General features: G+C 70.6%; 9 protein-coding genes. 2 read left to right on the top strand and 7 right to left on the bottom strand.

Annotation, left to right across the window (positions count from 1 at the left end):
- The 4 genes from WA805_RS01645 to WA805_RS01630 form a co-directional block, all read right to left on the bottom strand.
- A partial coding sequence (locus WA805_RS01645; protein ID WP_425241484.1) for an MFS transporter occupies positions 1 to 449 on the bottom strand: 449 nt, incomplete at its 3' end.
- A gap of 63 nt (positions 450 to 512) precedes the next feature.
- Entirely contained in the window at positions 513 to 1,946 is a 1,434-nt protein-coding gene (locus WA805_RS01640; protein ID WP_422285741.1) for an aminotransferase class V-fold PLP-dependent enzyme, read from the bottom strand.
- Positions 1,943 to 2,788, bottom strand: a complete 846-nt coding sequence (locus WA805_RS01635; RefSeq protein WP_425241483.1) for a methyltransferase domain-containing protein — start codon at positions 2,786 to 2,788, stop codon at positions 1,943 to 1,945. The genes WA805_RS01640 and WA805_RS01635 overlap by 4 nt, the downstream gene beginning before the upstream one ends.
- Positions 2,789 to 2,871: 83 nt before the next feature.
- Positions 2,872 to 3,867: a helix-turn-helix domain-containing protein gene (locus tag WA805_RS01630; protein ID WP_422270853.1), complete on the bottom strand. Its 996-nt coding sequence runs from the start codon at positions 3,865 to 3,867 to the stop codon at positions 2,872 to 2,874.
- A 110-nt stretch (positions 3,868 to 3,977) separates the two neighbouring features.
- Here WA805_RS01630 and WA805_RS01625 point away from each other — a divergent pair, with 110 nt between their 5' ends.
- Positions 3,978 to 4,643: a TetR/AcrR family transcriptional regulator gene (locus tag WA805_RS01625; RefSeq protein WP_422270851.1), complete on the top strand. Its 666-nt coding sequence runs from the start codon at positions 3,978 to 3,980 to the stop codon at positions 4,641 to 4,643.
- Positions 4,644 to 4,647: 4 nt separating this feature from the next.
- Here the strand turns inward: WA805_RS01625 and WA805_RS01620 are convergent, their stop codons facing one another.
- Positions 4,648 to 5,280: a hypothetical protein gene (locus WA805_RS01620; protein WP_422285739.1), complete on the bottom strand. Its 633-nt coding sequence runs from the start codon at positions 5,278 to 5,280 to the stop codon at positions 4,648 to 4,650.
- Positions 5,281 to 5,401: 121 nt separating this feature from the next.
- Here WA805_RS01620 and WA805_RS01615 point away from each other — a divergent pair, with 121 nt between their 5' ends.
- The gene (locus WA805_RS01615) at positions 5,402 to 7,141 is read left to right on the top strand and encodes an aldehyde dehydrogenase family protein (RefSeq protein ID WP_424560112.1); all 1,740 of its coding nucleotides are present in this window, start codon (positions 5,402 to 5,404) and stop codon (positions 7,139 to 7,141) included.
- Here the strand turns inward: WA805_RS01615 and WA805_RS01610 are convergent.
- Entirely contained in the window at positions 7,113 to 8,318 is a 1,206-nt protein-coding gene (locus tag WA805_RS01610) for a threonine synthase (RefSeq protein WP_422286714.1), read from the bottom strand. The genes WA805_RS01615 and WA805_RS01610 overlap by 29 nt on opposite strands.
- A 36-nt stretch (positions 8,319 to 8,354) precedes the next feature.
- A partial coding sequence (locus tag WA805_RS01605; protein ID WP_425241482.1) for a VOC family protein occupies positions 8,355 to 8,992 on the bottom strand: 638 nt, incomplete at its 5' end.

The following is an 8,992-nucleotide window of genomic DNA, read 5'->3' as shown; positions in this document are numbered from 1 at the left end:
CCCATCGCCCGGTTGCGGGGCGGCCCTTCAGGGAACGTCGTGGCGATCAGCGCCAGGGCGGTGGGGGCGACGATCGCGCCGCCCGCGCCCTGCACGGCCCGGGCCGCCAGCAGCCATGCCTGCGAGGTGGCGAGTCCGCCGGCGAGGGACGCGGCCGAGAACAACAGCAGGCCTGCGACGAACATCCGGCGGCGGCCGAGCAGGTCACCGGCGCGGCCGCCGAGCAGCAGCAGCCCGCCGAACGTCAGGGCATAGGCGTTGGTGACCCACTCGAGGCCGGTGCCGGAGAATCCGAGTGCCGCCTGAATGTGCGGCTGCGCGACGATCACGATGGTGGCGTCAAGCACGACCATGAGCTGGGCGGTCGCGATGACGAGCAGGGCCAGGCCGAGGCGGCGGCCGTCATTCCTGGTGCCGGCCTGACCGATTGCGGGAAATGTCGTTGCCATAGCATCGATGCTGTCGGCCGGGAGCCCCGCCGTCGTCGTGCGCAGGAAGCGTCTTCTGCCTGCTCAGCGCGGACGCAGCCGGCTGCGCGGGTACTCCGCGGGAAGTAGCCGGAAATGGGTCCGGCGGGTGACCGCGGCCACGGCCGCCACTGCCTGGTCGACGTCATCCGGGGTGTTATAGAGGTAGAAGCTCAGGCGGCAGCTCGCGGGCGGGTTCAGCCCGAGCGCGTGATGGGCGAGTGTCGCGCAGTGGCAGCCGGCGCGCGATTCCACTCCGGCCCTGTTCAGGGCTTCGGCCACGCTGACAGGATCACGGGCGGCCAGGTTGAACGCGACCAGCGATGTGCGGCGCGCCGGATCGCGCGGTCCGTAGATAGTGATCCCGCCGATGGCTTCGAGCCCGTCCAGCGCCCGGCTCGTCAGCTGCTGGTTCCAGCTGGAGATGCGCTCCATGGCCGAGCGGACGGCGGCTCGTGGGAGTGGCTTGGCGGTGCCGAAATAGACGGGGCGGCCCGGAGTCAGCGCCAGGTCTACCAGGATCCGCACCGCTTGCGCGGAGACGATCGCGCCGAGGATGTTGGGCGTCCCCGCGGCATACTTCCAGGGCAGCGCGTTGTACTCGACCTGCCAGGGAAACACGCGGCCTTCGGCGATCATGTCACCGCCGTACAGGAACGGCAGCGAGGCATCGAGCAGGTGCTCCTTGGCGTACAGCACGCCGACCCCGAACGGCGCCAGCAGCTTGTGGAATGAGAACGCCAGGTAGTCGACGTCGAGAGCCCGGACGTCAACGAACGAGCCCGGCACCAGCTGGGCGCCGTCGACCAGCAGGTACGACCGCTTCTCACCGCTGGGCTGGCAGTACCCGCTGGCGTCGGCCAGCGCGCGGACGGCGGCCAGCGGGTTGCGGGTGCCAAGGAAATTCGACGCGCCGGTGCAGCAGACCAGCTTGGTGCGGGCGTCGATCAGCGATGCCAGGTGCTCCAGGTCCAGCTCGCCGGTGCGCGGATCGAACCGCGCCAGGCGGTAGTCCACCCGCCGCCCCAGCCGGGGCAGCACCTCCCGGCACATCGCGTACCACGGGACGTAGTTGGAGTTGTGTTCCATCAGCGTCGTGACCACGTTGTCGCCGTCGCGGAACTCGGTGAGCAGCGAGTACATGACCGAGTTGATGGCCTCGGTGGTGTTCCGGTAGAGCGCGATGCAGGCCCGGCTTGGCGCACCGAGGAATTGCGCGATCGTGTCGTATGACTGCTCGAACCGGGCGGTCATCAGCTGCGAGGCGGCGGACTGCCCGCGGTGCACGTTCTCGTATTCCGGCGCGAGCGACGCCTGCAGTCTCAGGAGCTCGCGCGGCGGCTGCGTGCTCGCCGCGTTGTTCGTGACGATCCGGCCACAATCCAGGAACATGAAGTGGCGCCGGACGGCCTGGATGTCGAACGGATCCGGACCGGCCGCGACCGAGTCGGCCCTGGCGCGCCAGTTCAGGACGGTCATGGCTGCCCCTTGCGCTTCCAGGCGCCGATCAGCAGCGGCATCAGCGTCGGAAGGTCCGGGAAGCGGCAGACGTCGCGGTCCATCGAGGCCAGCAGCGCCTCGGCCTGGTCCTCGGTGGTGATGCCGTGCGCCACGGCCATCGGCAGCACGCTGCGGACGACCTGCTCGAGCTGCGCGGACGCGGCGGCGAGCGGCATGAGGTGGCCCGCGACGTCGGTGCCGTCGGGAGTCCCGACGCCGGCCTGGGCGAACAACTGCGGCAGCCGGGCACCGGCCGACACGTCCGCGCTCGCCGCGCCGAACGCACCGGTGACCAGCCGCAGCCCGTCGGCCACGCTGTCCAGCTGAGGCAGGCTGCTGGTCCCGCGCAGGTCGAAGTCCTGGACGAGCAGGTGACCGCCCGGGGCGACGGCCTCCCACAGCCGGGCCAGCACGTCGACGCGCTGCGGCAGGTGGAACAGCAGCAGCCGGGCGTAGACGAGGTCGTACGGCGCGCCAGGGATCGGTTCGCCGGCGGTGAGATCATGAGCGTGGAAAGCGCAGTGCCGGTAACCGTCGCCGTGCAGCATCTCCAGCGCCATGCCGCCGAGCGCGGCGTCGGCGTCGATGCCGAGCACGCGGCCCGCGGACCCCACCCGCTCGGCCATCGCGCGCATCGTCTCGCCGGGCCCGCAGCCGGCGTCCAGGCAGCTGGCACCGGGCCCCAGGCCGATCTGGTCCAGGAGCCGCCCGGTCGCGGCGTCCCACATCCGGGCCTGCGCCCGCAGCCGTTCGTATTCGTCCGGGGTGTGCCCGAGCGCGTACCGGCCTCCTGGCGGGCGGTTGATCGCGGTGGTAGTCATCCCCATCCCCCTGTCTGCGTGACGGACGGCGGTCTTTCGCCGCACTGCAAGCATCCGCGGGGATGGCGCGGACTGTCGTTGGGCTACCGCGCAGGGACCTTCACACTGCGTGCAGACATGCGGTACTCCGCCGGGGGCAGTCCGTGCACGGCACGGAAGGTCCGGCTGAAGTCGCCAGGGCTCGAGAAGCCCCACCGGGATGCGATGGCCGCGACCGGGCGTGAATCCAGCGCCGGATCGGAAAGATCGCGGCGGCAGCAGTCCAGGCGCCGCGCCCGGATCCAGCCCGCCACCGTCAGGCCCGCGTCATGGAAGAGCTGGTGCAGTGAGCGCAGGGAGATGTGGTGGGCGGCGGCGATCATCGCGGGCGACAGCTCGGCATCGCCGAGGTGCTGCTGGATGAACGCCTGGACGGTGGTCAGCAGCGCCTGCCTGCGAGCCTCGGGCGTGCCCCAGTCAGGGACGTCCAGCTCGTGCGCCAGCCTGGTCGCCAGGACCTCAAGCGCGGCTGTCGACAGCCGCGCTGCCTCCGCCGGGCTGTAATGGTCGATGTTGCGGGCCAGCTGGAGGAGGAACTGCGAGGTCACGACGCCCAGCCCGGCGCTGGCCGGGATCCGGACAGCCGTCAGCTCCTTGAGCCGGCCCCGGCTCAGCGGCAGCATCGACGGCGGGAACATGAAGGTCATCATCGCCGTCAGCCGGTTTCCATCGACCCCGCACGCCACCTGATAAGGGCGGCGCGTGTCGTAGTAGGCGAACTCGGCGGTCGCCAGCCGGGCCTGCCGGCCGTCCTGCTCGACGACGCAGGAGTTCCCGCCGCACACCAGGAACATCTTCAGCATGTCGGGGTCGGCCTGAGAGATCAGCTCCGGGGTGCGGCGCACGACGGTAGGCATGGCGTCTATGACGACCACCTGCATCGCCCCGAGACCGCTGACGCGGAACTCTCCCTGGTATTTCGCGTCGGCTCTGTACAGCGGACGGCACTCCATCGGCACCCACATCGTGGCCGTCATGTCCTGCACGAAGTCCGCGCGGTCGGCAGCGGGTACCTGGTCGGTCTTGATTACCGTGCTCATGCCCGCACCCCCCACAGGCAGGCGGGTGGACGGCGTACGCCTGCCATCTCTCCGGGTGGGCCTATCTTAACCAGATGCAAAGAATTAGTCTAGAGCAATACTCTAATGTTGTGACGGAACAGGCAGGGCGAGTCGCCGCGCCGGCGCGGCGGCGCCGTGGGCCGGCAAGCACCGAGAACGGGCAGCGCAGCAGGGACCGCGTCCTCAAGGCGGCCCTGGAGCTGATTACCGAAGCGGGCATCGACCGGGTGCGGGTCGCGGAGATAGCCCGGCGCGCCAGCATGAGCTCTGGCCAGGTGATGTACTACTTCACCAGCAAGGAGCACATCCTGCTGGAGACCCTGGCGTGGCAGGACCACCTTGACCTCTTGCGGACCCGCGCCGCCCTGGAGAAGGTGACCGGCGCCTGGCGTCAAATGGAACGCTACATCTACAACTACCTGCCCGCCGGCCCGTCGGACCCGGGCTGGATCCTGTGGATGGAGTCATGGGCCCGCGCTCCGCACAACCGGCAGGTGACCCAGTTCATGGAAGAGCTGTTGGCCCCATGGCGCGATGACCTAGCCGCCATCATCGCCCGCGGCGTGGCGGAGGGAGAGTTCGCCGCCCCGGCCTCTCTCGACGACTTCACGCTCCGCTTCAACGCCCTGCTGGACGGGCTCGCCCTTCTCCGCCTCCGGCAGCTGCACCAGCCAGCCCGCAAGCGTCTCGTCGAGCTTGCCCTGACCACCGCGCGCGCCGAGCTGACCCCGGATCCCGCCGTACCCGCGGGCTGACGCCTTAGTGGTGGACGGCGGCCAGCAGGGCGGCGTAGGCGCGGACCAGCGCCGCGTGCTCGAGCGGGAGCAGCCTGCTGTCTGGCTGGCGGCCCTGCCGGATCCACTCGTCGGACAGGTCCATGGCCCGAGCGCGGTGGACCGCGGCCGGGCGGAGCGCTGCCTCCGGCTCGCGGTAGAGGTAGCAGTACAGCCGGGTCAGCGACTGCACCAGCTCCTCGGCTGGTTCCGTGTCATCGATCGGCTGCGGGTCCCCGCGGTGCTGGCCCTCGCGGTGCACCCGCCACCAGTCCACCTCGAGTTCGGCGGCCTTGGCCGGGCTGGCGGGCTCGCCATAGGTGAGCTTGACCAGTGCATAGAACCGCCGCATGCAGGCCCGGGCCCGGTTGGGGTCATTGCCGGGATACGGCGCCCACAGCTGGTTGGCCCGCAGTACCAGCCAGGCGCCGTGCAGGGTGAGGTACCAGTCCATGCCGAAGCCCGCCTGGACCAGCCCGACCGAGGCGATCAGCACCTGAGGCCACCGCCGCAGGTAGTACCCGACCCAGGCCCGGTATTCGAGGTCGGCGAGACGCACGGGATCGAATGTCCGGAGCCGGGACGGCGTTCCGGCGCTGACCTTGCCCGTGCCGCCCATGGCCACCCCCTCTGCCGCCAGCGAAGCAGCTCTGCGTCCATTCTGGAGGGAGGCTGGCCACACCGGCTACCGGAGGGGAGCACCCTGGCCAGCAGCGGACGGGCCGGCTGAAGCTGGAACCGTGACGAGCCACTGGTCCGAGCTCGCGGGGCTTACGGCGCATCTCGAGATGGTGCGGTTCCCCGCGGGGAACCGCCTCATGCGCGAGGGCAGCCCAGGCGATGCGTGCTACGTCATCGTGGCGGGCGAAGTGCGCGTTGAAGTCGAACGGCCGGACTTCGACAGCAACGGCGTCGTGTCGTTCATGGGACCGGGCGCCGTGTGCGGTGAGCTCGGGCTGCTCGATGACAGCCCGCGGTCGGCGAGCGTCTACGCGCACACCGACGTGACCGCCCGGTGCCTGACGGCCGGCGCGCTGCGTGAGCTGTGCGATCGCGATCCTCAGGGCGGCGTCATGATGCTGCGCTGGCTGGCCCGTAGCGCCGCGGAGAAGGCTCGCGCCTTCTCAAAGGACCTCGAGGAGTTCATTTTCACCGACGAGCCTGATCCGCTGGTGGATGAGCTGATCGCACGGTCGGCCGCGGCGCGGCAGAGCATCGCCGACTGGCCCGAGAGCAAGGTCGATGCCCTTATCACTGACCTGGCAGCGCAGCTCGCGAGCCACGCGGATGAGCTCGCCGCCGCGACTGTCATAGAAACCGGGATCGGCTGCGTGGCGGACAAGGTGGAAAAGAACCTGTTCGGGAGCCTGGGTGTGGCGAAGTCGCTGGTCGGAAAGCCCGGAGTAGGCGTGATCGGCGAGCGGGAGTCCCTCGCGGAGATCGCCGATCCGATGGGCGTCGTCCTTGGCCTGATTCCGATCACCAACCCGGTTTCCACGCTGGTGTTCAAGACCTTGATCTGCATAAAGGCGCGAAACGCCCTCATAGCGAGCTGCCACCCGCACGCGGCGAAGGTCGGGGCGCGCACCCTGGACCTGCTCCGTCAGGGCCTGGTCAGCCATGGTGCGTCGGCCGATCTCGTGCAGAGCGTGCCGCGGCGCCCCACCCGGCGGACCACCGCGGCCCTGATGCACCACCCGGGTGTGTCAATGATCCTGGCCACCGGCGGGACCGCGATGGTCAAGGCGGCGTACAGCTCGGGCACCCCCGCGATCGGCGTCGGGCCGGGTAACGCGCCAGCCTGGGTCTGCGCCGATGCGGACCTCGAGGCCGCGGCCCGGATGGTCGTGGCCAGCAAGGGATTTGACTACGGCCTCATCTGCGGCTCGGAGAACAACCTCGTCGTCGACCGGTCGGTGCGCGAGACCTTCATCTGCGCACTGCGCCAGGCAGGGGCGGCGGTGCTCGACGCCGCGGACGGCGAGCGCCTGGCACAGGTCGCCTTCGACGGCGAGCACCTGAGCCGCGCCGTGCTCGGGCAGCCGGCTCCGGCCATCGCCGCGCAGGCAGGCATCGAAGTGCCGGGCGCGGTTCGCCTGCTGGTGGTGCCGTTGCCGCGGGGAGCCATGCAGGGTCCGTTCGGAAAGGAAAAGCTCGCCCCGATCCTGCCGTTGTTCACCGTCGACGGCGAGGACGACGGCATCCGGCTTTGCCTGCAGCTCCTCGGCAACGGCGGCGCCGGTCATACGGCGGTCATCCACACCCGCAGCCGGCGGCTTCAGCTGTCCTTCGCGCAGCAGATGCCGGTGAGCCGGATCCTGGTCAACAGCCCGGCGGCCCAGGGCTGCATCGGCATGGGCAACGGGCTGACACCGTCGCTGACGCTCGGCTGCGGAACCTACGGCCGCACCTCGACGACCGACAACGTGACGTACACCAACCTGATCAACGTCAAGCGGGTGGCGCAGCCGCGGCCGTGACCGGGGTGACGACGGTGTCCGGGTACTTCAGGCCGGTCCCGGTGTTGAGCACCACGACCGATTCGTCAGCGGAAAGCCAGCCGTCGCGTGCCAGCTGCCGGGCCGCCGCGAAGCAGGCCGCACCCTCCGGGCAGGTGAAGGTGCCCTCGAGCTGCGCGGCCTCGCGCTCGGCGGCCAGGATGTCCTCGTCGGGTATCGCTATGGCGGTCCCGCCGGTGGCGTACACGGCGTCCAGGACCAGGAAATCGCCGAGCGGCTTGGGCACGGTAACGCCGAATGCGACCGTCTTGGCGTCCGGCCACGCTCTGGACTCCCGTGCGCCGGCCGCGAAGGCCGCGGCGATCGGTGCGCAGCCGGCGGCCTGCACGGCCACCAGGCGGGGCAGCGCGCCGTCGATCCAGCCCAGCTCCCGCAGTTCCAGCAGCGCCTTGTAGATAGCGATGAGGCCCACCCCGCCGCCGGTCGGGCACAGGATGACGTCCGGCAGCGACCAGCCGAGCTGCTCGGCGATCTCGAGCCCGATGGTCTTCTTGCCCTCGATGCGGTAGGGCTCCTTCAGGGTCGAGACGTCGAACAGGGTCTCGTCGGCGGCGACGGCCTGGCTGACCAGGCGGCCGGCGTCGCTGATCAGGCCGTCGACGAGGTGCAGTTCCGCGCCGGTCACCGCGCACTCGGCCCGGTTGACCTGGGGCGCGTCCACGGGCATGACGATCAGGCTGCGCAGGCCCGCACGGGCGCAGTAAGCCGACCACGCGGCTCCGGCGTTCCCGTTGGTGGGCATGGCTACCGACCGGACACCGAGTTCGGCGGCCCGCGAGACTCCGACGGCCGCGCCGCGGGCCTTGAACGTCCCGGTGGGCAGCTGACCGTCGTCCTTCATCCACAGTTCGCGCACGCCGACCCGGGCCGCCAGCCGGGGCATGGGCAGCAGCGGCGTCATGCCTTCGCCGAAGCTGACAATGTGCCCGGATTCCCGCACCGGGAGCAGCTCGTGGTAGCGCCATAGCGTGGCCGGGCGGGCGGCCAGCGCGGCCGGCGTGATCGCTGACCTGGCGGCGGCCAGGTCATACCGTGCGAGCAGCGGGCTGCCGCACTCGCACAACCCGGCGGGCCGGTCGGCGTCGTAGGTCCGGTCGCATCGTGAGCAGTCGAGATGGGTCAGGAAGGAATGGGTCATTCAGGCTCTGTACCCGGGATGCAGCCGCCGCTGCGGTCAGCCGGCCGGCTGCCAGAGGCGGAACGTGGCGCCCTGGTCGTCCACGCAGTCGGCGAGCAGCCCGTACGGCTTGCGCTCGGGCTCGCCCGCGCGGCCGCCGGCCGCCCGGACCCGCTCGACCGCGGCGGCGATGTCGTCGACCCGGTAGGACAGCTGCACTTCCGGCTCCGCGGTCTCCGACGACAGGATGCTCAGCGGCGGCCTGGTCTCTTCTGTGCGCCACGCGCCGGGGTGACCGGACGAGAACGGCACTTGCAGCACGGCCTCGTAGAACCTGCTGGCCCGGTCCGCGTCCCGCGCCAGTATCGTCGCGTTGGCGACGTCGCCCTGACGCAGGCGGACGGGAGGTCGGTCGGGGTCGGTTGGTTGGGCAAGTTCAGCTCCCGTCGGCGGTCGCAGCAGCATCCAGCGGTGCCCGAACGGGTCGACGATCACCGAGCCGCGGCCGTAAGGCTGGTCGGTCGGCGGCCGCTCCACGGCGGCGCCGTTGCGCCGGGCCCGCTCGGTGGTCCCGTCGACGTCGGCGACCTCCAGGTGCAGGGTGTGGCTGAACGTCGTGGGGGAGTCGGGCGCGCGCACGGGCACGTCGGGCCACAGGTCCGAATGCTCGGCGAACATCAGCACCGCGTCGCCGA

Origin of the sequence: Trebonia sp. (genome assembly GCF_049794275.1) — a bacterium.
Taxonomy (GTDB): Bacteria; Actinomycetota; Actinomycetes; order Streptosporangiales; family Streptosporangiaceae; genus Trebonia.
This window is presented reverse-complemented; position numbering and strand designations above follow the sequence as displayed.